Annotated in this window: 18 protein-coding genes and 1 pseudogene; 8 read left to right on the top strand and 11 right to left on the bottom strand. The window is 69.3% G+C overall.

The genetic code is table 11. The annotated features are described in order from the left end of the window. Positions 1 to 100: 100 nt before the first annotated feature. Positions 101 to 658: a hypothetical protein gene (locus DDF62_RS09360; RefSeq protein ID WP_116488866.1), complete on the top strand. Its 558-nt coding sequence runs from the start codon at positions 101 to 103 to the stop codon at positions 656 to 658. Between the two features lie 3 nt (positions 659 to 661). Here DDF62_RS09360 and DDF62_RS09355 read toward each other — a convergent pair whose 3' ends face one another. From DDF62_RS09355 to ruvX, 4 genes are all read right to left on the bottom strand, one after another. Next, on the bottom strand, positions 662 to 1,540 hold the full coding sequence (locus DDF62_RS09355) for a hypothetical protein (protein ID WP_116488865.1): 879 nt from the start codon (positions 1,538 to 1,540) through the stop codon (positions 662 to 664). Positions 1,541 to 1,612: 72 nt separating this feature from the next. Next, positions 1,613 to 2,914: a dihydroorotase gene (gene pyrC, locus DDF62_RS09350; RefSeq protein ID WP_116488864.1), complete on the bottom strand. Its 1,302-nt coding sequence runs from the start codon at positions 2,912 to 2,914 to the stop codon at positions 1,613 to 1,615. Further along, entirely contained in the window at positions 2,911 to 3,906 is a 996-nt protein-coding gene (locus DDF62_RS09345; protein ID WP_101715586.1) for an aspartate carbamoyltransferase catalytic subunit, read from the bottom strand. Before DDF62_RS09345 ends, pyrC begins: the two co-directional genes overlap by 4 nt. 325 nt (positions 3,907 to 4,231) lie before the next feature. Then, a complete protein-coding gene (gene ruvX, locus DDF62_RS09340) occupies positions 4,232 to 4,714 on the bottom strand; it encodes a Holliday junction resolvase RuvX (RefSeq protein ID WP_101719669.1) in 483 nt (160 codons plus the stop codon). A 148-nt stretch (positions 4,715 to 4,862) separates the two neighbouring features. On the opposite strand from ruvX, the gene gatC reads away from it, so the two are divergent. Both gatC and gatA read left to right on the top strand, forming a co-directional pair. Further along, positions 4,863 to 5,150, top strand: a complete 288-nt coding sequence (gene gatC / locus DDF62_RS09335; RefSeq protein WP_116488863.1) for an Asp-tRNA(Asn)/Glu-tRNA(Gln) amidotransferase subunit GatC — start codon at positions 4,863 to 4,865, stop codon at positions 5,148 to 5,150. Then, positions 5,150 to 6,622: an Asp-tRNA(Asn)/Glu-tRNA(Gln) amidotransferase subunit GatA gene (gatA, locus tag DDF62_RS09330; RefSeq protein ID WP_116488862.1), complete on the top strand. Its 1,473-nt coding sequence runs from the start codon at positions 5,150 to 5,152 to the stop codon at positions 6,620 to 6,622. The genes gatC and gatA overlap by 1 nt, the downstream gene beginning before the upstream one ends. A gap of 19 nt (positions 6,623 to 6,641) precedes the next feature. Here the strand turns inward: gatA and DDF62_RS26635 are convergent. The 7 genes and pseudogenes from DDF62_RS26635 to DDF62_RS09300 form a co-directional block, all read right to left on the bottom strand. Then, a pseudogene (locus DDF62_RS26635) lies at positions 6,642 to 6,724 on the bottom strand (hypothetical protein); the annotation flags it as partial. A gap of 55 nt (positions 6,725 to 6,779) precedes the next feature. Further along, positions 6,780 to 7,379 carry a hypothetical protein gene (locus DDF62_RS09325; protein ID WP_116488861.1) on the bottom strand — a complete coding sequence of 200 codons (600 nt, stop codon included), beginning with the start codon at positions 7,377 to 7,379 and terminating at the stop codon, positions 6,780 to 6,782. A 268-nt stretch (positions 7,380 to 7,647) separates the two neighbouring features. Further along, the gene (locus tag DDF62_RS09320) at positions 7,648 to 9,420 is read right to left on the bottom strand and encodes a gamma-glutamyltransferase family protein (RefSeq protein WP_116488860.1); all 1,773 of its coding nucleotides are present in this window, start codon (positions 9,418 to 9,420) and stop codon (positions 7,648 to 7,650) included. A gap of 232 nt (positions 9,421 to 9,652) precedes the next feature. Beyond that, complete coding sequence (locus tag DDF62_RS09315; protein WP_116488859.1) at positions 9,653 to 10,144, bottom strand: heme-degrading domain-containing protein; 492 nt, start codon at positions 10,142 to 10,144, stop codon at positions 9,653 to 9,655. Further along, entirely contained in the window at positions 10,141 to 11,211 is a 1,071-nt protein-coding gene (locus tag DDF62_RS09310; RefSeq protein WP_116488858.1) for an oxidoreductase, read from the bottom strand. Before DDF62_RS09310 ends, DDF62_RS09315 begins: the two co-directional genes overlap by 4 nt. A 117-nt stretch (positions 11,212 to 11,328) precedes the next feature. Next, positions 11,329 to 12,603 carry an MFS transporter gene (locus tag DDF62_RS09305; protein ID WP_116488857.1) on the bottom strand — a complete coding sequence of 425 codons (1,275 nt, stop codon included), beginning with the start codon at positions 12,601 to 12,603 and terminating at the stop codon, positions 11,329 to 11,331. 60 nt (positions 12,604 to 12,663) lie between these two features. Continuing rightward, a complete protein-coding gene (locus DDF62_RS09300) occupies positions 12,664 to 13,479 on the bottom strand; it encodes a 2-keto-4-pentenoate hydratase (RefSeq protein ID WP_116488856.1) in 816 nt (271 codons plus the stop codon). 168 nt (positions 13,480 to 13,647) lie between these two features. On the opposite strand from DDF62_RS09300, the gene ligD reads away from it, so the two are divergent. From ligD to DDF62_RS09275, 5 genes are all read left to right on the top strand, one after another. After that, positions 13,648 to 16,263: a DNA ligase D gene (ligD, locus tag DDF62_RS09295; RefSeq protein ID WP_116488855.1), complete on the top strand. Its 2,616-nt coding sequence runs from the start codon at positions 13,648 to 13,650 to the stop codon at positions 16,261 to 16,263. A gap of 232 nt (positions 16,264 to 16,495) precedes the next feature. Further along, positions 16,496 to 17,521 (top strand): acyltransferase family protein, encoded by a 1,026-nt coding sequence (locus DDF62_RS09290; protein WP_244286776.1) that lies wholly within the window; start codon positions 16,496 to 16,498, stop codon positions 17,519 to 17,521. Positions 17,522 to 17,601: 80 nt separating this feature from the next. Continuing rightward, on the top strand, positions 17,602 to 18,111 hold the full coding sequence (locus tag DDF62_RS09285) for an RNA polymerase sigma factor (RefSeq protein WP_116488854.1): 510 nt from the start codon (positions 17,602 to 17,604) through the stop codon (positions 18,109 to 18,111). 11 nt (positions 18,112 to 18,122) lie between these two features. Continuing rightward, positions 18,123 to 19,211 carry a FecR family protein gene (locus DDF62_RS09280; RefSeq protein ID WP_116488853.1) on the top strand — a complete coding sequence of 363 codons (1,089 nt, stop codon included), beginning with the start codon at positions 18,123 to 18,125 and terminating at the stop codon, positions 19,209 to 19,211. Between the two features lie 59 nt (positions 19,212 to 19,270). Then, the gene (locus DDF62_RS09275; protein ID WP_116488852.1) at positions 19,271 to 21,844 is read left to right on the top strand and encodes a TonB-dependent receptor; all 2,574 of its coding nucleotides are present in this window, start codon (positions 19,271 to 19,273) and stop codon (positions 21,842 to 21,844) included. The last annotated feature ends 77 nt before the right edge of the window (positions 21,845 to 21,921 follow it).

Raw genomic sequence — 21,921 nt, 5'->3', positions numbered from 1 at the left:
CCTGTTTTCGCTTCTTATAGCCGCTTCGCGCGCCGGTTCATGCTTCCGTTTGGGAAGTTCGGCTTGGGCGTCCGGACGCGCCTGTTCTATTGAGCGGTCCATGAAGGATCCGCGCTACGCCCGTCTGATTCCCATCCTCGTCGCCGCCGTGCTCGGCGTCGGCGCAGCTTTGGCCCTGGCCCACTTCGTCGGCAAGCCCAGGGCCGCCGACCAGCCCGCGCCGGCGTCGCCCGCCAAGGTCGCGCCGCCCAAGCCGGTGGAGACCGCGCCGGAGCCGATCGCGGCGGCGACCTACCTGCTGTCGATCCAGGGGATCGCGCTCGGCCCGGATGACTATGTCGACGCCTTCGGCCTGAAGCTGGCGGGCGCCAAGGTCACGAAGGTCTGCAAGACGCCGGCCGGCTGGTCGCTGACCGCCGCGCGCGGCGGCGCGGGCCTCGACGGCCAGGCCTCGGTCGGAGCGGCCTTCCTCGACCGCGACCATATCGGCGACCTGCGCGGCCTGGCCCTGGTCGAGATCGCCGGCGGCGACGCCTCCACCGTCGGCGTGTCGGGCACGGCCCAGGTCGGCGTCTATGGCGACATGGGGCAGGCCCGCCAGATCAAGCTCAGCCCCGCACGCGTCGCCCTGGTTCCGGCGCAGGCCTGCCCGTCCTGACGCCTACCGCGCCGGGGCTGCCGCCAGGCCTGCAAGCGGCGCGAGCCTGCTCGCCAGGGTTTCCCGAACCTTCTGGCGACGGGCCTCCCAGCTCGCCGGGTCGCTGAGGGCGGGCGTCCAGGCGGCGTCGGGCTGGACCTCGATCGTCGTGCCCGGAACGCCCGGGCGGGACGTCGAGCGCGTCGCCTTGTCGCCGTTCTTTTCGAGCGCCGCCGCGATCTCGTCCATGCCGCCCCGGCAGAGGTCCTGGTCGTAGTCGCGCACCGGCGCGATCAGCGTCTCCTGCTCGAGCGCCGCGAGCAGGGCGGTGCGACGGGCGTCCTGGTCCAGCGTCCGCGCGGCCTGGATCAGCGGCACGCTGACGGCCAGAATTCGGTCGCGCTGGGCGATGGGAGCGGTGTGGTCGCCGCAACGCTCGCCGTCGACGGCGATGACGGCGTGCAGGTAGATCAGCTGCGACAGGGCCCCCATGCGCAGGCCCTGGGCGGTCTGCGCCAGGGCCGGATTGGCCTGGGCGGCGCGCTCGTACGAGGCGGCCATGGTCGACATCGTGTGGACGTACATGAAGATCGTGTTGTACCCGCCGCCGCGATAGACTTGGTATCGCTCCCAGTTGGCCATCTTCGTCGCCGCGTCCTGCGAGGCCACGCCCATAACGGCCGCCGACAGGGTCGGCCAGTCCTTGCGAGCGAGAGCGCCGTCCAGCTCGGCCTTGTTGTCGGGCATCTGCACGCCGGGCCGCTTGAGCACGCTGTCGCCCAGCTGCTCGCGCTTGGCTTCGAGCTGGGGGCTGGTCGGCGGCGCCTTGAACGGCGCGGCATGGGCGGTCGCGGTCAGGCACACGGCGGCAGCCGCGCAGAGCACGATCGGATAGGTTCGCATCTCGGTAAGCCCCCAGGTTACACGCGCAACCTAAGGGGCTGCGCGTGTTTCAACCAGAGGATTTCCGGGGGCTCAGCCCTCGGCGCGGTGCACGATCCGGCCGTCGACGATGGTCATCAGCACCTGGCCTTGCAGCCTGCGGCCGTCGAACGGCGAGTTCTTCGACTTCGAGAGCAGCTTGGCCGCGTCGACGATGATCGGCGCGTCGAGGTCGCACAGCACCAGATCGGCCGGCGCGCCCGGAGCGATGCGGCCGGTCTGCAGGCCAAGCAAGCTGGCCGGGGCCAGGGTCACCGCCCGGATCAGGTCGATCAGGGGCAGGCGCTCGTCGTGATAGAGGCCCAGCAGCGCCGGCAGCAGGGTTTCCAGGCCGACCGCGCCCGGCGCGGCCTGGTCGAACGGCAGGCGCTTGTCCTCGGCCGGGGCCGGGGCGTGGGCCGAGACGACGATGTCGATCAGGCCCGAGGCCAGGGCCTCGATCAGCGCCTGGCGGTCGTCCTCGCCGCGCAGGGGCGGGGTCAGCTTGGCGAAGCTGCGGTAGTCGCCGATGTCCAGTTCGTTGAAGCTCAGGTGGTTGATCGACACGCTGGCGTGGATGCGCAGGCCCTTGGCCTTGGCGCGGCCCAGGGTTTCCAGCGCCTGGGCGCTGGTCAACTGGTCGACCAGCAGGCGCCCGCCGGTGGCTTCCAGCAGGGCGACGTCGCGCTCCAGCATGATCCGCTCGGCCATCGGCGAGATCGACGGCAGGCCCATGCGCGCGGCGAACTCGCCGCCGGTGGCCGCGCCACCCTTGGCCAGCCAGGGGTCGAGCGGGCGATGGGCCAGGATGGTGTCGAAGCCCCTGGCGTAGGAGAGCAGGCGCTGGAACACCTTGCTGTCGGCGATCGGCCTGTCGGCGTCGGTGACGTAGACGCAGCCGGCCTCGCGCATCAGGCCGATCTCGGCCATCTCCTCGCCGCGCAGGCCCTTGGTGGCCGCGCCGGCGCACAGGATGCGGGCGGTGTCGATGTCGCGGGCCCGGCGCAGCAGGAAGTCGACCGTGCTGGGGTCGTCGACCGCCGGATCGGTGTCGGGCTGGACGACGAAGCTGGTCACGCCGCCGGCCGCGGCGGCGCGCGCGGCGCTGGCCAGGGTTTCCTTGGTCTCCGCGCCCGGTTCCCCGGTCTTGACCCGCAGGTCGATCAGGCCGGGCGCCAGCATGGCGCCGCCGCAGTCGACGACGCGCACGCCCTTGGACAGCTTGCCGAACTCGCGGCCCTTGGCCACGTCGGCGATGACGCCTTCGGAGACGATGACGCCGCCGGGACCGTCATAGCCGCTCTCGGGATCGACGAGGCGGGCGTTGACGAAGGCGAGCGGCTGGGGCGCGGTCATCGGCCTTCCTCCTCGAGACGGTGGGCGAGGGCGGCGAGCACGGCCATGCGGGCGGCGACGCCCATCTCGACCTGGTCCTGGATCAGGCTGACGGCCGGATCGTCGGCCACGTCGCTGTCGATCTCGACACCCCGGTTCATTGGCCCCGGGTGCATGACCTTGGCCCCCGGCGCGGCGCGCGACAGCTTCTCGCGGTCGAGGCCGTAGAAGCGGAAGTATTCGCGGGTCGAGGGCACGAAGCCGCCCTGCATCCGCTCCAGCTGCAGGCGCAGCATCATCACCACGTCGGCGCCGGCCAGGCCCGACTTCATGTCGTGGTGCACGGTCACGCCCCAGCGCTCGGCCTGGGCCGGCATCAGGGTGGGCGGACCCACCAGGCGCACGCTGGCGCCCAGGATCTGGAGCAGGGCGACGTTCGAGCGGGCCACGCGGCTGTGCAACACGTCGCCGCAGATGGCCACGGTCAGGCCCGAGACGCGGCCGAAGGCCCGCCGGATCGACAGGGCGTCGAGCAGGGCCTGGGTCGGGTGCTCGTGCTGGCCGTCGCCGGCGTTGACGACGCTGCCGCTGACCTTCTGGCTGAGCAGGGACGCCGCACCCGACGAGGCGTGGCGCACCACCAAGAGGTCGGGCCGCATCGCGTTCAGCGTCACGGCCGTGTCGATCAGGGTCTCGCCCTTGGCCACCGACGAGGTCTTGGGGTTCATGTTGACGACATCGGCGCCCAGCCGCTTGCCGGCCAGCTCGAACGAGCTCTGGGTGCGGGTGCTGTTCTCGAAGAACAGGTTCATCAGCGTCCGTCCCTTGAGCAGGTCGAGGGACTTGGACGTCTGCCGGTTCAACGCCACGAAGGCGTCGGCCAGGTCCAGAAGGTCGGCCGCCTGGGGAGCGTTGAGATCGCCCGCCGAAAGGAAGTGCCGCTTGGGGAACGAGAAGAGGCGCTTGCGGATCGTCTCGATCGCCGCGCTGGGGTCATGGGCTGAAGCCGTCATGAGCCCGCGTCATAGGCGGCTTTGGGCGGGAAGGGAAGGAGGTGCCGTTTTTTCAAAGATCACCCCTTTCGCACCACGATGTACCTCGGCATACCAAGGTGTGGAGCCAGCGTTCCCGGCTTCTACAGCGAGCGTCGAGAGACGCCCGCCCCCCATAGAAGGATGAAGCGCAATGAGCGCTCAAGATCCGTCGGCCAAGGTGGCTGCATGCTCCCCGAAATGGCTTCTCCAGTTTTTGGGTGGAGTGCTCGCCGTAGCGGCGAAAAACCTCCTCGGACACTGGATCGCGGATTTCATTCGCAAACTGGATGGGGACTAGGGGAGCTTACGGCTCCCCTCGGATCCCCCGCATCCGCTCCAGGGCGCCTTGCAGGATCCAGCCGGCGGCCATCTTGTCGACGACCTCGCCGCGGCGCTTGCGGTTGACGTCGTGCTCGTCGATCAGCACGCGGGTCACGGCCGCCGTCGACAGGCGCTCGTCCCAGAAGGTGATGGTCAGGTCGGGGCGCAGGCGCAGAAGGTTGCGGGCCAGGGCGCGGTTGGACTGGCAGCGCACGCCCTCGGTGCCGTCCATGTTGACGGGCAGTCCGATGACGATCCCGGCGACCTTGCGGTAGTCGATGATGTCGAACAGGGCCGCGGCGTCCTGGGTGAACTTGGTCTTGTGGATCACGGTCAGCGGGCTGGCGACCGTCAGGGTCACGTCGGACACGGCCACGCCGATGGTCTTTTCGCCGGGGTCCAGGCCGATGACCGGCTTGTAGTCGGGAATGGCGGCGGAGAATTCTTCGATGTCGAGAACGGGCATGGGCGGCTTCTAGCGCTTCGCGGGCCTTCAGGCGAGGAAAAGCCCCGTGCGCGAGCCGTCGGGCTTGTCAAAGACAAGGCTAGGCGGGTAACCCACCCCTTCGAATTGTCAGCGCGCGCTGATTACTCATCTGACTGGAGAAGGCCCCATGGCCATCGACGCCGCGACCGTCCGCAAGGTCGCCCGGCTCGCCCGCATCGCCGAACCCGAAGAGCGCATCGAAGCTCTGACGCAGGAGCTCAACGGGATCATGACGTGGATCGAGCAGTTGGCCGAGGTCGACACCGACGGCGCAGAGCCGCTGACCAGCGTCGTGGCCGCCGGCCTGCCGCTGCGCGACGACGTCGTCACCATGGGCGGCGAGCCGGAAGTCGTGACCGGCAACGCCCCCAAGACCGTCTCCAACTTCTTCGTCGTGCCCAAGGTGGTCGAATAATGAGCGCCCTTACCAAGCTCACCCTCAAGGGCGCCATCGACGGCCTGGCCGCCAAGGAGTTCACCTCGGTCGAGCTGACCCAGGCCCACATCGACGCCGTCGAAGCCGCCCGCGGCCTCAACGCCTACATCCTGGAGACCCCGGAGCAGGCGCTGGAGATGGCCGCCGCCTCGGACGAGCGCCGCGCCAAGGGCGAGGCCGGCCCGCTGGACGGCGCGCCGCTGGGCGTGAAGGACCTCTTCTGCACCAAGGGCGTGCGCACCACGGCCTGCTCGAAGATCCTCGAAAATTTTGTCCCGGCCTACGAGTCGACCGTGACGTCGAACCTGTGGCGCGACGGCGCGGTGATGCTGGGCAAGCTGAACCTCGACCAGTTCGCCATGGGCTCGTCGAACGAGACCAGCTACTTCGGCCCGGTCACCAACCCGTGGCGCGCCAAGGACAGCAACAAGGCCCTGACGCCGGGCGGTTCGTCGGGCGGCAGCGCCGCGGCTGTCGCCGCCGACCTGTGCCTGGGCGCCACCGCCACCGACACCGGCGGCTCGATCCGCCAGCCGGCCGCCTTCACCGGCACCGTCGGTATCAAGCCGACCTACGGCCGCTGCTCGCGTTGGGGCGTGGTGGCCTTCGCCAGCTCGCTGGACCAGGCCGGCCCGATCGCCAAGACCGTCGAGGACGCGGCCCTGCTGCTGAACTCGATGTCGGGCCACGACGAGAAGGACTCCACCAGCCTCGACATCGCCACGCCGGACTTCACCCAGTTCGTCGGCAAGTCGGTCAAGGGCCTGCGGATCGGCGTGCCCAAGGAATACCGCGTCGACGGCATGCCGGCCGAGATCCAGAAGCTGTGGGACGACGGCGTCGCCTGGCTGAAGGAAGCCGGCTGTGAGATCGTCGAGATCAGCCTGCCGCACACCAAGTACGCCCTGCCGGCCTACTACATCGTCGCGCCGGCCGAGGCTTCGTCGAACCTCGCCCGCTATGACGGCATGCGCTACGGCCTGCGCGAAGAGGGCGCCAACCTCGCCGAAATCTACGAAAACACCCGCGCCGCCGGCTTTGGCGACGAGGTCAAGCGTCGCATCCTGATCGGCACCTATGTGCTGTCGGCCGGCTACTACGACGCCTACTACCTGAAGGCGCTCAAGGTTCGCCGCCGCATCGCCGAGGACTTCGACAACGCCTGGACCAAGGTCGACGCCATCCTCACCCCGACCGCGCCGTCCGCGGCGTTCGGCCTGGGCGAGAACAGCAGCGACCCGATCGCCATGTACCTGAACGACGTCTTCACCGTGACGACCAACCTGGCGGGCCTGCCGGGCCTGTCCTTGCCCGCCGGCCTGGACGCCAACGGCCTGCCGCTGGGTCTGCAGATCATCGGCAAGCCGCTGGACGAAGGCACGGTGTTCTCGGTGGCCGGCGCCATCGAAAAGGCCGCCGGCTTCACGGCCAAGGCCGACAAGTGGTGGTGATGTGAATACGTGAAACCTCTCCTTCGACAAGCTCAGGATGAGGTTTCAGTGCAGGCTTCGAAATTGATCCTCACCCTGAGCTTGTCGAAGGGCGAGGATCACGCGCGAGAAAAAAGGGCGGCTCCAGCGATGGAGCCGCCCTTCGTCTTTCAGGACATTACTGCGGCGTGTTCGGCGTCACCGGGACCACCGGAACGACCGGCTGCGGGGCCGGAGCCGGGGTGGGCGCGGGCACGGCCAGCGGAGCCGGTTCGGCGACTATCGCCGCCGGGGCGGCGGGCGCCGGAGCCGGCGTCGGGGCCGGAACCGTGGCGCTGACGTTGCTCGAAGCCTCCTCGGCCGACGGCGCGCTTTCGACCGGCGCCGGGCGAGTCGCGCGACGGGCGGCCGGGCGCGGCTCGGCGCGGGCCACTTCTACGCGAGCCGCGGGAGCGGGAGCGGGCGTCGCTGCGGCGGGTTCGGGCATCGGAGCAGGGGTCGGCGCCGGCGCGGGCGTAGGAACCGCCTCGGCTTCGGCGACCTTCAGGCCTTCGTCCGGCGAGGCCGGGGCCTGGGCCTGATTGCTCATGATCCCCCAGGCCAGGGCGCCGACGGCGACCACCGCGACGGGCGCGCCGATCAGCAGAGGCAGGTTGCTGGAAGACTTCTTTTTGCGCGTCGAGGTGCGCGCGTAGACGGGAGCTTGCGGAAACAGGGCCGAACCGTCGCCAGCATTGGCGATCGCGGGTTCAGGACCATCGAGGTTCAAGGCAGGCATTTGGGTCCTCCTCAGCTTATCCTTGTCGGGATAAGTAACGGGAGGTTTCGAACGTGGTTCCTCCTGACCCGGAATGGCGCCGTTTCTGCCGGATTCAAGCCGCAATTCTTGTGCCGCTTGAGAGATCCTCCCCCTCTGGGGGAGGTGTCGCCGAAGGCGACGGAGGGGGGCGTTCTCAGCTTTCGAGGCCTTGGAAACTCATCACCTGCTCCCCCCACCGATCGCTACGCGATCGCCTCCCCCACAGGGGGAGGTTCCTTTCGGGACCTCAGTACCCCAGCGCGACCCCGTCCTTGCGCATCTCGGTCGCGGCCGCATAGCGCCCCGGCCAGCGTTCGATGGCCTGATAGCCGCCGTAGCCGCCCGCGTCGGTCTTGAGGCTCCAGCCGATGGCCTCCAGCGCCTTGCGGGTGGCGGCCGGAACGCCGCTTTCCAGATCGAGCGCGGCGATGTCCTCGGCGGCGATCCCGGTCGGCTCGGGCGAGCCGCCATGGTGCCAGCGCGGGGCGTCGCCGGCCTCCTGCACGCCCAGGCCGAAGTCGACCATGTTGCTGATGATCTGGGTCTGGCCCTGGGGCTGCATGTCGCCGCCCATGACCCCGAAGCTCAGCCACGGCTCGCCCTTGCGGGTGGCGAAGCCCGGAATGATCGTCTGGAAGGGGCGCTTGCCGGGCGCATAGACGTTGGGATGGCCGTCGGTCAGGGCGAACAGCTCGCCCCGGTCCTGGAACATGAAGCCCAGGCCGTCGGGCATCAGGCCCGAACCCATGCCGCGATAGTTCGACTGGATGATCGACACCATCATCCCGTCCTTGTCGGCGGTGGTGAAATAGGTGGTGTCGCCCTTGCTGGGCGCCGTGCCCGGATAGCTCGGCGTCCAGATCCTGTCGGGACGGATCAGCTTGGCGCGCTCCTTGGCGTAGTCCTTGGAGATCAGCCACTCGATCGGCGACTTGTAGAAGTCCTGGTCGGCGTAGAAGCGGGCGCGGTCCTCATAGGCCAGGCGTTTGGCCTCGACGGCGTGGTGGATCGCCTGGGCCGACTGGAAGCCCATGCCCGCCACGTCGAACTGCTCAAGGATATTGAGCACCTGCAGGGTGGCCAGCCCTTGCGTGTTGTCGCCTAGGGCGTGGACGTCGACGCCGCGGTAGCCGGTGGTGTGCACCGTGGTCCAGACCGAGCGGTGGGCCGCTAGGTCCGCCTTGGTCATCCAGCCGCCGATACGCTTGAAATAGGTCTCGATCGTCGATGCGATCTCGCCCTCGTAGAAGGCCCGGCCGCCGCCCTGGGCGATCAGGCGATAGGTGCGGGCCAGGGCCGGGTTCTTGAAGATCTCGCCCTCGACCGGGGTCTTGCCCTCGGACGCCCAGACCTTCTTAAAGTTCTCGACCTCCTCGATGTTGGACGCCGGATTGGTGAAGCGGCGATGGCTGCCCGCCAGGTAGAAGGCGACGTTCTGGGTGATCGGGTGGCCTTCCTCGGCGGTGGCGATCGCCGGCTCGAACAGTTCGGCCCACTTGAGCTTGCCGTAGCGCTCGTGCAGGGCCCGCCAGGCGTCGACCGCGCCGGGCACGCTGACGCTGACGGCGCCGTAGGAGGGGATCTTGCCGTCCCTGGCGCGACCGCGAACCGTTTCCAGCGACAGGCCCTTGGGCGAGCGGCCCGAGCCGTTCAGGCCCACCACCTTGCGTGTCTTCGGGTCCCACAGCAGCACGTAAGCGTCGCCGCCTATGCCGCAGGCGATCGGCTCGCACAGGCCCAGCATGGCGTTGGCGGCCACGGCCGCGTCGGCCGCCGAGCCGCCCTTCTTCAGCACGGCGATCGCCGCCTGGGTCGCCAGCGGATGGGCGGTGGCCGCCGCGCCGTGGATCCCCCAGGCCGCCGAGCGCGAGGCGAAGCTGGCGCCGTCCACCCGGTCGCCGCCATGCACGTCGGGGCGCTTACGGTTCGGGTTGGGACCGGTGATGATCTGCGACTGCGCCAGGGCCTGCCCCGCGAAGGCGACGGCGGGCAGGGCGGCGAAGAAGGTGCGGCGGCGCATGTCGAGGTCCCCACGAAAACGGCGAGTCCGTTTTTAGGGGCGGCGGGCGGGGGAGGCTAGGCCGTGCGCGAAAAGTGGGGACTGGGCAAAGATCCTCCCCCTCTGGGGGAGGTGGCCCGAAGGGCCGGAGGGGGGGCATTTTCAGCCTCCGCTTTGGAGGAAGGCTCGCGGCCACGTCCCCCCACCGATCGCTTCGCGATCGCCTCCCCCACAGGGGGAGGTTCCTTCCAGGCTACCCCAGCGCTAGGTCGTCCAGCTCCTTGCCCAGCACAAGCGCCAGGGCCTCGACCACCAGCACGTGGTCCTGGCGTTGCGGCAGGCCCGAGACGGTGACCGCGCCGATGCAACCCAGGCCCTTCACCAGCAGCGGAAAGCCGCCGCCGTGGGCGGCGTAGTCCCGCGTCGGCAGGCCGTGCTTGGCCTCGAGCGTCTCGCCCTTGGCCGCCAGGGCCAGGCCGATCCCGTACGAACTCTTGGAGAAATGCAGCACGGTGTTGCGCTTGCGGCGGATCCAGTCGGCGTTCTCGCCGGTCGAGCCGGGCAGGGCGGCGTGGAACAGCGGCCGGTCGCGCAGCGAGATGTCGATGGCTAGCGGCGCCTTGCGGGCCAGGGCCGCGTCGCGCAGGCCCGCGCCCAGGGCCCAGGCGGCGTCGAGGTCGAAGCGCGGGAAGACCAGGCTGGCCTCCTGGGCGGCGATGCGGTCCAGGTCGTCCTTGCAATTCATCGGGCGGCCTCGACCGAAAGCTCGCGGCGCTCGGCGGCCGAGCGGGCGGCCAGGTCCAGAAGCTCCATCACCTGCAGGGCCTCGCGGGCCGGGACGGGATTGGCCGCGCCGGTCAGGATCGCGTCGCGGACGCCGGCGTAATAGGCCGCGTAGTCGCCGCGCCGGCCTTCGACGACCTCGCTGGTCAGGGCGTCGCCGTCGGCGCGGGTCAGGGTCCCGGGGCGGGGATCCAGGCCAAAGCCCTCGTCGGCGGGGGTGAGGCCGCGCTTGAGCGCATCTTCCTGGGCGTCGAGGCCCTGCTTGACGAAGCTGCCCTTCGTGCCGTGCACGGCTAGGCGCAGGTCGGCCGCGGCGGTCAGCAGGCTGCCATGCAGGATCACCCGCAGGGCCGGATAGCGCAGCGTCACGTGGAAATAGTCGTCGGCCCCCGCGCCCTGGCGCTGGACGCCGATGTCGGCGTTGACCGCCAGCGGCGCGCCGAACAGTTGCAGCGCCTGGTCCAGCAGGTGCGGGCCAAGGTCGAACCAGGCGCCGGCGCCCGGACCCGCTCGCTCGCGCCAGCGGTCGCGGACCACGGGGCGGAAGCGGTCGAAGTGGCTTTCGTACTGCGTCACCTCACCCAGCGCGCCATCGGCGATCAGGCCCTTGAGCGTCAGGAAGTCGGCGTCCCAGCGACGGTTGTGGAACACCGACAGCAGGCGGTCATGGGTCTCGGCCGAGGCGATCAGGGCGCGGGCCTCGTCCAGCGTGACGGTGAACGGCTTGTCGATCACCACGTGCTTGCCGGCGGAGAGGGCCGCCTGGCCCTGCGGGGCGTGCAGGTCGTTGGGGGTGGCGATCACCACCAGGTCGATCGCCGGATCGGCCAGCGCCTCGTCGAGGCTGGCGACGACCCTGGCTTCCGGGTGGTCGGCAAGCACCTTGGCCGGGTCGCTCGACACCACCGTGTGCAGGACGAGGCCCGGCGTCGTGGTGATCAGCGGGGCGTGAAAGGTCTTGCCGACATAGCCGTAGCCGACGAGGGCGACGTTGAGCGGGGCGGTCGTAGTGGGAGACAACGTTGTCATACATCCAATCTAGGCCGTGATCGCGGCGAGGTCACGGCGCCGGCGGGCGAAATGCACAACGAAAAAGCCCCCGGCGCGGCTGCGTCCGGGGGCTCGATCTCAGCGGAGGGGCGAAGATCAGATCTTCACCGGCTCCATCTTGGGGCTCAGCAGGTGCACCACCAGCAGGGCGACCAGATAGGCCGTGCCGGCGACCACGAAGATCGGGGTGTAGGTGCCGATGTCCTCCAGCACCTTGCCGATGTACTTGGAGAACACCATGCCGCCCAGGGCGCCCAGCATGCCGCCGATGCCGACCACCGAGCCGACGGCGGCGCGCGGGAAGACGTCGGAGGGCAGGGTGTAGAGGTTGGCCGAGAAGCCCTGGTGGGCCGCGGTCGCCACGCCGATGATCAGCACGGCCAGCCAGACGTTGCTGGCGAACGAGGCGAACATCACCGGCACGGCCAGCAGGGCGCAGACCAGCATGGTCGTCTTGCGGGCGGCGTTGATGCTCCAGCCGCGCTTCATCAGGTTCGACGACAGCCAGCCGCCGCCGACGCTGCCGACGTCGCTCAGCAGGTAGATGGCGATCAGCGGCGGGCCGAAGGTCTTGAGGTCCAGGCCGTAGCGCTTGCCCAGGAAGTCAGGCAGCCAGAACAGGAACATCCACCAGATCGGGTCGATCAGGAACTTGCCGAGCGAGTAGGCCCAGGTCTCGCGCTTGGTCAGCAGCTTGGCCCAGCCGATCTTCTCGACGGGGTCGGCCGGATCCTGCTCGATATGGGCCAGTTCGGCCGCGCCCAGCTTCTTGTGTTCGCGCGGGCGGCGGTAGACCAGCAGCCAGATCGGCAGCCAGACCAGGCCGGCGACGCCGGTGACGATGAAGGCCATCTGCCAGCCGAAGGCCAGGGTGATGCCCGGCACGACCAGCGGGGTGACGATGGCGCCGATATTGGTGCCGGCGTTGAAGATGCCGGTGGCGAAGGCTCGTTCCTTCTTGGGGAACCATTCGGCCACGGCCTTGATGCCGCCCGGGAAGCCGCCGGCCTCGCCGACGCCCAGGCCCATGCGGGCGAAGATGAAGCCCGACAGTCCGCGCGCGCCGGCGTGGGCGATGTGGGCGATCTGCCAGATGGCGAAGGCGATGCCGAAGCCCCAGCGGGCCCCGATCTTGTCCATGATCTTGCCCCACGCCAGGTAGGCGATGGCGTAGGAGAGCTGGAAGTAGAAGACGAGGTCGGCGTAGTCGCCCTCGCTCCAGCCGAACTCCTTGGAGAGATTCGGCTTGAGCAGGCCGATGGTCTGCCGGTCCACATAGTTGATGACCATCGCCGCGAACAGCAGGCTGACGATCACCCAGCGATAGCGCCCGATCTTTTCAGACGGCGCGGGGGCCGCGGATACGTCCATGGACTTCGTCTTCCTTACCCTAGTCTTTGTTCTGGTTTGTTGTTTTGCGGCGGCCCGCCGTCAGGCGGGGACCGCCCTGCAGCGGACCTCGCCCAGCGGGCCGAAGCTTATGGTCGACTCGTCGCCGGCCGCTACGTCGTGGATGCCGGTGCTGGCGCCGGTGGTGACCAGCATGCCCTTCTTCAGCGGCCGGCCGCGCGAGGCGACGTGGCCGAGCAGGAAGGCCAGGGCCGCCAGCGGCGAGCCGGGGATCGAGGTCGCGCCGCCCTTGCCGACGCTCACGCCGTTGACGAAGGTCTCTGCCGGCATGGCTTCCCAGCCGATCTCGCGCCAGTTCTCGATGACCGGACCCAGGATCTGGCCGTCGTTGTTGCCGAAGTCGGAGACGACGATGGGCGGGCCCAGCTCGTTGATGGTCTTGAGCGGGCTGCCGGCGATCTCGACGCCGAGGATCAGCTCGCCGACATAGTCGGCGGCTTCTTCCGCCGTCCACTCGGTCTTGCCCTCGGGCGCGTCCTTGGACAGGCGGATGATGAACTCGGCCTCGACGGCGGTGAAGCCGCCGGCGATGGCGCGGAACGGGGTCGGCTCGGCGCCGGCGTCCCAGACGTTCTTCTTGAAGATGCAGCCGGCCAGGCGGTCGACGCCCAGGCGCTCGCGGTGCTGCGGGGGAACCAGGCCGACCTTCCAGCCGACCAGCTCGTCGGGCCATAGGTCGATGGCGATGTCCTGCACCGCGTAGCCGTCGGCCATCGACTGGGGCAGGGCGCCGCCGGGATAGCCGGGAACCGAAACGCCCTTCTGTCGGGCTTCAACGAATTGGGGGGCGATCGACGCCGGTGCGAATAGGTCGCTTTGCGCCTCAGAAACGGTCACGCCGCGTAGCCTCCCTCGAATTACTCATGGCTGGCCCGTTCGTCGGACCTGCGCTGTCTCTAATGGAAACCGGTGTCATTGACAATTGGTCCACTGAAACACGTCACGGCGCGGAGGGGAACCGTTCATGCGCTCGGAGACTCTTGTTTTCAGACAGGGATCGGGAAAATGGCGCAGTCGCAACTGACCGAATACCGCCGCAAGCGCGACTTCAAGAAGACCGCCGAGCCCAGCGGCGAGCGCGCCGTGGCGGCCGCGCCGCACCTGCGATTCGTCATCCAGAAGCACGACGCCACCCGCCTGCACTACGACTTCCGGCTGGAGGTCGACGGGGTTCTGAAATCCTGGGCGGTGACCAAGGGGCCGTCGCTGGATCCGGCCGACAAGCGGCTGTCGGTGGAGGTCGAGGACCACCCGCTCGACTACGGCGACTTCGAGGGGACGATACCCAAGGGCCAGTACGGCGGCGGCACGGTGCAGCTGTGGGACCGCGGCTACTGGGCGCCTGAGAAGGGTTTCGAGGACGTCGGCAAGGCGCTGCAGAAGGGCGAGCTGAAGTTCGTGCTGGAGGGCGAGCGCCTGCACGGCGGCTGGGTGCTGGTGCGCATGAAGCACGACCGCAACGCCAAGGACGGAAAGGGCAGGCGCAGCAACTGGCTGCTGATCAAGCACCAGGACGAGGCGGCCAGGCCGGGAAAGGGAGACGCCGTCCTGGAGGAAGACCGCTCGATCGCCTCAAGCCGCAGCATGGCGGATATCGCTGCCGGAAAAGGCAAGGCGCCCAAGCCCTTCATCCTCAAGTCCAAGGGCAAGGCGGACGCGGTGTGGAAATCCCGCACGAGGGCCGAACGCGAGGCGCTGTCCAAGGAAGCCGAGGAGACGCGCAGCTTCGCGCCGGCCAAGAAGGCCGGAGCGACCAAGGCCGACGCCATGCCGCGCTTCATCGAGCCCCAGCTGTGCAAGTCGGTCGATCCCCCCCCGGCGGGCGAAGGCTGGGGCCACGAGATCAAGTTCGACGGCTATCGCCTGCAACTGCGCGTCGAGGACGGCCGCGCTAGCTTGCGAACCCGCAAGGGCCTGGACTGGACCGACAGGTTCGCCGGGGTCGCCGAGGCGGCCGCGGACCTGCCCGACGCGATCATCGACGGCGAGGCCGTAGTGCTGGACGAGGCCGGCCAGCCCGACTTCGCGGCCTTGCAGGCGGCCTTGGCCGAGGGCGGGGAGGGCGAGATCATCTTCTTCGCCTTCGACCTGCTGTTCGAAGGGGCCGAGGATCTGCGGAGCCTGCCGCTGCGCGAGCGCAAGGCTCGGCTGAAGGCGCTGCTGGGCGAGGACGAACCTCGCCTGCGCTATGTCGACCATTTCGAGACGGCGGGCGACGCGGTGCTGCTGTCGGCCTGCAAGCTGGAGCTGGAGGGGATCATCTCCAAGCGGCTCGACGCCCCTTATCGTTCGGGGCGCAGCGAGACCTGGACCAAGGCCAAGTGCCGGGCTGGCCACGAGGTGGTGATCGGCGGCTGGACCACGACGGGAACGGCCTTCCGCTCGCTGATCGCCGGGGTGATGCGCGACGGCAGGCTGGTGCATGTCGGCCGCGTCGGCACGGGCTTTGGCAAGGACAAGGTCGCCACGCTGCTGCCGAAGCTGAAGGCGCTGGAGACCGACCGCTCGCCGTTCGAAGGGCGGGGCGCGCCGCGCGACGCCGCCAACATCCATTGGGTGAAGCCCAAGCTGGTGGCCGAGATCGAGTATGCCGGCTTCACCGGCGAGGGCGCGATCCGCCAGGCCGCCTTCAAGGGCCTGCGCGAGGATAAGCCCGCTTCGGAGGTCGAGGCCGACCCCGTGCCGGCCGGCAAGGCGGAATTGGCCGAGCCGGCGCCGAAGGCGACCGCCAGGTCGAATAGCGTCGTGCTGGGCGTCGCGATCTCTAAGCCCGACAAGCCGCTGTGGCCCGACGCCGGCGACGGCGAGCCGGCGACCAAGCTCGACCTCGCCCGCTACTACGAGGTGGTGGGAGAGTGGATGCTGCCGCACATCCAGGGACGCCCGGCGTCGGTGATCCGCGTGCCCGACGGCGTCGGCGGCGAGACCTTCTTCCAGCGCCACGCCATGCGCGGGATGTCGTCGCTGATCGAGACCGTGACGGTCAAAGGCGATCGCCAGCCCTACATCAAGTTCGACCGGGTCGAGGCCCTGGTCGCCGCCGCCCAGATCGCCGCTGTCGAGATCCATCCCTGGAACTGCCAGCCCGGCGATCCCGAGGTCGCCGGCCGGCTGGTCTTCGACCTCGATCCGGCGCCGGAACTGACTTTCGACGATGTCATCGTCGCTGCTCGCGAGATGCGCGACCGGCTTGAGGAACTGGGCCTCGTCTCGTTCTGCAAGACCACCGGCGGCAAGGGCCTGCACGTGGTCACGCCCCTGTCGGACAAGGTTCCCTGGGACCAGGCCAAGGCCTTCGCCCGCGAGGTCTGCGCCCGCATGGCCGCCGACGAGCCCGACCGCTACCTGATCACCATGAGCAAGAAGGCGAGGGCAGGCCGCATCTTCCTCGACTACCTGCGCAACGACCGCACCAGCACGGCGGTGGCCCCGCTGTCGGCGCGGGCGAGGCCGCGGGCGACGGTGTCGATGCCGCTGAACTGGACGCAGGTGAAGGCGGGCCTTGATCCGACGCGGTTCACGATCCGCACCGCGCCCGACCTGATCGGCAAGAGCACGGCCTGGGCCGACTATGCGGAGGCGGGCAGGGCCCTGAAGGCGGCGATCAAGCGGCTGGGGTAGCTTGGCTCCTTACTTGCCGCCCACCCAAACATCGTCATCCCTGGCGAAGGCGCGAAGCGCCGCAGACCAGGGACCCAGGGGACCGGGCGCGACGTTTGGATCCGCAAGCAGTAGCTGGCGCATTGCGGCCGCTCCTGGGTCCCGGCTCTTCGCTTCGCTGCGGCCGGGATGACGAAAAGGGTGGGGCGGTAAGGGGTTGCCCCACGCCCCCGCATCGTGACACCAACATCGGGTGACGATCGCGGCGACCAGGGATGAAGGACGGTTCACCGCCCTGGACGGGTTGCGCGGCGTCGCGGCCCTGGGCGTGCTGCTCTACCACATCGCCGACTGGTCGGGGCGGCGCGGGCATTTCGCCCACGGCTACCTGGCGGTCGATTTCTTCTTCTGCCTCAGCGGCTTCGTGCTGGCCCACGCCTTCGAGCAGCGCCGGATGGGGTTCGGCAAGTACCTGGTCGCCCGCTGGGTGCGGGTCTGGCCGATGCTGGCCATCGCCACGGTGGCCGGCGCGCTGCTGACCGGCAGGGGCGACGCCGAGACCTGGGCCGACTTCGCCAAGGGCCTGCTGCTGATCCCCAAGTTCGCGCCGATGGAGGCGGGCACCTTCCCGTCGCTGTTCCCTTTCAACCCGCTGGCCTGGTCGCTGTGCCTGGAGGTGCTCGTCAGCCTGGCCTGGTATCCGTTCCGCCGCGCGCCCGACATGGCGGTGATCATGTTCATCCTGATGTCGGGCGCGGCCCTGCTGTTCGTGGCCATCGGCATGGGCGGATTGCAGACCGGCTGGGACCAGGCGACCTTCGGCCTGGGCGTGCTGCGCGCGGCCTTTCCCTTCGCCATCGGCTGGATGTGCTGGCGCCATCGCGCCGCCTTCGCCACCCGCAAGACCTGGCTGCCTGCGGCGCTGCTGCTGGTTGTGCTGTTCCTGCCGGTCTGGCCCAGCTCGGTGGCCAACGGCCTCTACGACTTCGCCTGCACCGCCTTGCTGTTTCCGGTTCTGGTGCTGCTGGGCGCCTATGATCCCGGCGGCCGGCTGGCCAAGCTGTGCGAGCGGCTGGGCGGGGTGTCCTACCCGCTCTACGCCCTGCATTGGGCGTGCTGGTACGTGATGATCTCGATCTATCCGAACGGCTGGAAGCGCGACCTGCCGCTGTGGTTCTGCGTGCTGGCCTTCTTCGTGCTGCCGACGGCGTCCTGGGCGGCCTGGCGCTGGGTGGAGACGCCGCTGCGGGATCGTCTCAAGCGACTGACCGGAACCTGAGACGAGAAAATCGTCGCCCGCTGGTGTGCATCCGGCGAGGATGTGCGTCATGCACTCCGGGAAAGCTGTCGAGACGGACCGTGCGGGCCAAGAGTGAACAGGACCTGGGGAGCTTGGATCGGCGCTATCGGCCCGCGCTGATGGCGTTCTTCATGCGCCGCGCCGCCAGCCACAGCGACGCCGAGGACATGACCCAGGAGCTGTTCGCCAAGCTGGCCCTGTCCGACGGCGAGCGGACGATGGACAACGCCGACGCCTACATCTTCCAGATGGCCGCCAACCTGCTGCGGGACAGGGCAAGACGCGAGCGTGTGAGGTCGAGCTATAGCGCCGAGCTCCGCGCCGAGCCGCTGGACCTGGAGCCCCTCGATCCGGCCCGCGTGCTGATGGGCCGCGAGCGCCTGGGCGAGGTGTCGGACGCCTTGCGTGAGCTTCCCGAGCGCACCCGCGCCATCTTCCTGCTGTTCCGGCTGGAGGGCATGAAGCAGGCCGAGTTGGCGCAGCTCTACGGCATGACCACCAGCGGCGTGCAGAAGCATATTCTCAAGGCCATGGGCCACCTGACCAAGCGTACGAGGGCCGGGGAATGAGCGGTCCAGACATGAGCCACACGTCTGCCGAGGAGGCCCTGGACGCGGCCGCCGCCTGGTGCGTGCGCCTGGCCGAGGGCGAGCTGTCGCCGGCGGAGTACGACGACCTGCAAGCTTGGTTCGCCGCCGATCCGCAGCATCGGGAGCTGCTGGACGATGCCGTTTCGGCCTGGCGCGCGGTGGACGAGCAGGCCATGAGCCCCGGCATGGTCGCCCTGCGCGGCGAGGCCCTGGAAGACCTGCGCCGGGCCCAGCAGGCGCGGTGGTCGCGCAGGCCTGGGCGTCGCGCGGTGATCGGCGGCGCCGTCGCCGCCTGCCTCGTGGCGGCCCTGGCCGGCGGCGGCCTTGCCTGGCGGGCCAGCCTGCCGGACGTCTATCGCACCACCGAGGGCGAGCGCCGCATCGTCGAACTGCCTGACGGCTCGCGCGCCTCTCTGGATGCGGCCACCGTGCTGCGCGTGCGCTACGACGGCGGGCGTCGCCGGCTGTGGCTGGACGAGGGGCGCGCCAAGTTCTCGGTGGCCAAGGATCCGCTGCGACCGTTCTCGGTGGCCGCCGACGGCAAGCTGGTGGTCGCCACGGGCACGACGTTCAGCGTCGAGCGCCTGCCGGGCCAGATGCGCGTGGTGCTCTACGAGGGCCACGTGGCCGTGCTGGACGGGGAGGGCGGTCGTGGCCGTCCGCCGCCGTCGCTGAAGGTCGACGGCGCGCCGGCCGAGCGCCTGCTGACGCCGGACCACGAACTGGTCGCCTCGACGACGTCCGGGGCCACGGTTGTCTCGGCCACCGATCCGTCGCGCGCCGCCTCGTGGGAGAGCGGCCAGCTGGTGTTCCAGGACGAGCCCATGGACCTCGCCGTCGAGCGGGTGAACCGCTACGCTCGCGAGAAGCTGCGGATCGCCGATCCGGCGGTGGGACGGCTGAAGATCAGCGGCGTCTTCACCTCGGGCGATACGCGCGCCTTCGTCGACGGCGTCACGGCCGTGCTGCCGGTGCGGGCCGAGCCGGCTTCGGGCGAGACGGTGCTGCGGATCGACCGGGGCCAAAGTGACCGGGGGCAAAAAAAGATCAGCGGCGCTGGTGAGTCTTCCGCCGACTGAGGCGTCTCACTGACCAAAGCGCCGCCAAAGAACAATGATCGGCGCGAGGGAGGGAAGTGATGCGCAAGAGCTTCGACCGCCGCCTCGTCTGGGGCTCCACCACCGCCGCCGCCGTCCTGGCGGCCCTGATCGCACCGACCGCCGGCTACGCCCAGGCGCGGACGACCTACAGCTTCGACATTCCTGCCCAGGACCTGGGCGGCGCCCTGCGCGCCTTTGGTCGCGTGTCCGGCCAGCAGCTGGCCTTCGACGAGACCCAGCTGCGCGGCAAGCGCAGCGCCGGCCTGAAGGGCAGCTATTCCGCCGACGAGGGTCTCAAGCGCCTGTTGGCTGGGTCCGACATGGTGGCCCAGCCCACGGCCAGCGGCGTCTACGCCATCCGCGGCCGCGGCCTGCTGGTCGCCGCCAGCGCCACGGCCCAGGCCTCCCCGGCCGTCGCCGCCGAGCCCCCGGCCCAGCCCGAGGCGCCTTCGGAGGTGGAAGAGGTCATCGTCGTCGGCACCCCCGGCGGCGCGGGCATCGACAAGCTGTCGGCCAGCTTCGCGGTCAGCACCGTCAACGCCGCCGACATCACCAAGGCTTCGCCCAAGTCGAGCGCCGAACTGCTGGCCCTGGTGCCCGGCGTCTGGGTCGAGACCTCGGGCGGCGTGGCCGGCGCCAACGTCTTCGTGCGCGGTTTCCCCGCCACCGGCGACGCCGAGTTCCTGACCATCCAGCTGCAGGGCGCGCCGATCTATCCGCCCTCGACCCTGTCGTTCCTCGAGAACTCGTCGATCTTCCGCGTCGACGAGACCATCTCGCGGATGGAGGCGCTGCGCGGCGGTCCCAACCCGATCTTCTCCAACGGCCAGCCGGGCCTGACGACCAACTTCATGCTCAAGGAGGGCGGCGAGGAGACCAAGGGCCTGGTGAAGGCCTCGACCTCCGACTACGGCCTGCGCCGCGTCGACGGCGTGGTCAGCGGCAAGCTGTCCGACGACCTGTTCTTCATGGTCGGCGGCTACGTCGCCCGCTCGCCGGGCATCCGCGACACCCAGTTCGACAGCGAGAAGGGCCAGCAGTTCACGGTGAACCTCACCAAGAAGCTGGAGAACGGCAAGATCAACCTCTATGCCCGCGCCACCGACGACCACGGCGCCTGGTACCTGCCGTTCGCCATCAACGTACCCGGCGTCGACAAGGGGACCTACACCCAGCTGGGCGAGCTTTCGCGTCACCAGACCCTGCAGGTGCACGCCAACGGCGCGACCCGCGGCTTCGACCTGGCCGATGGCCGCGGCTGGAAGGGCTATGTCGCCGGCGGCAGCTTCGAGCACGAGTTCGGCGACGGCTGGACGGTGCGCGACCGCTTCAGCTTCACCAAGGGCGACGCCAACACCTACGGCCTGGTGCCGGACGGCGGGGCGGTGACGGCCGCGTCCGTCGCGACCGTCATCGGCGGCCCGGTGGTGACGCGCGGCGGGACCACGCTGGGCGCCAACGACTACGTGCAGGCCTGGGGCGCCTGGATCGTCGAGAAGGAGATCGAGGCGCTGACCAACGACTTCAGCGTCTCCAAGTCCTTCGGGACCCACGAGGTCTCGGCCGGTTACTACGCCTCCAGCTTCTCATCCGACGACTTCTGGACGATCGGCAACTTCCGGCCGATGCAGGTCAAGGCCAACGGCGACTACCTGGCCGCCAATGTCAGCTGCGCCAACCTGGCCACGGCCGGCAGCGGCACGGGCTGCTGGAACTACGGCCTGGTCTCGGCCGGCGACGGGCGGGTGGACGCGCTCTATCTGGCCGACGCCTGGCAGGCCACTGAAGCCCTTCGCATCGACCTCGGCGTGCGCCGCGAACGGTTCAAGACCGACTACGTGGTCGACGACGGCGCCGGCTATCCCGACGGCCTGGCCATCCGCACCACCGACTACAGCCAGAGCAAGACCTCCTACACGGTGGGCGCCAACTACGACCTCAACGACGTGTCGGGCGTCTTTGTGCGCTATTCGCGGGGCTACAAGTTCCCCAGCTTCGACAACTTCCGCGAAAACCTGACCGACACCCTGAAGGTCGACCAGTACGAGCTGGGCTACAAGCTGCGCAGCGGGCCGTTCGAGCTCTACGCCACGGGCTTCGCCAACGAGTTCAAGGGCGCCAAGTTCGCCGACGTCGGCGGCATCCAGGAAAGCAACACCAACAAGGCCCACGGCATCGAACTCGACGGCCGCTGGCGGTCGGACTTCGGCCTGTCGCTGGCGCTGAACGGCACCTTCCAGAAGACCGAGATCAAGCAGTCCTCGATCCCCGCCAACGCCGGCAACAGCGCCCAGCGCCAGCCCGACTGGCAGATCCGCTTCACGCCCAGCTGGGACGTGCAGCTGGGAACCGTGGACGCCACCTTCTACGGCACGCTCAGCGCCGTCGACGACCGCTATGGCGACAACGCCAATACCCAGGTGCTGAAGGGCTACGAGAAGCTGGATCTGGGCGCGATCTTCCGGGTGGGCGCCTTCGACGTGCAGATCGCCGGCGACAATCTCACCGACAGCCACGGCCTGACCGAAGGCGACCCGCGCTCGACCAGCGGCGCCAACGCCCGTCCGATCCTTGGCCGCTCTGTGCGGCTGAGCGTCGGCTACAACTTCTGACGATCTCGCGGGTTCTGACCTGCAACAGACCCTGCGCGCGGGCCGGCCTTCCTCCCTGCTGGCCCGCGTCTTTTTCT

It is taken from the genome of Caulobacter radicis (genome assembly GCF_003094615.1).
Classification (GTDB): domain Bacteria; phylum Pseudomonadota; class Alphaproteobacteria; order Caulobacterales; family Caulobacteraceae; genus Caulobacter; species Caulobacter radicis.
The sequence above is the reverse complement of the archived record's forward strand: the minus strand, read 5'-3'. Positions and strand labels throughout refer to the sequence as shown.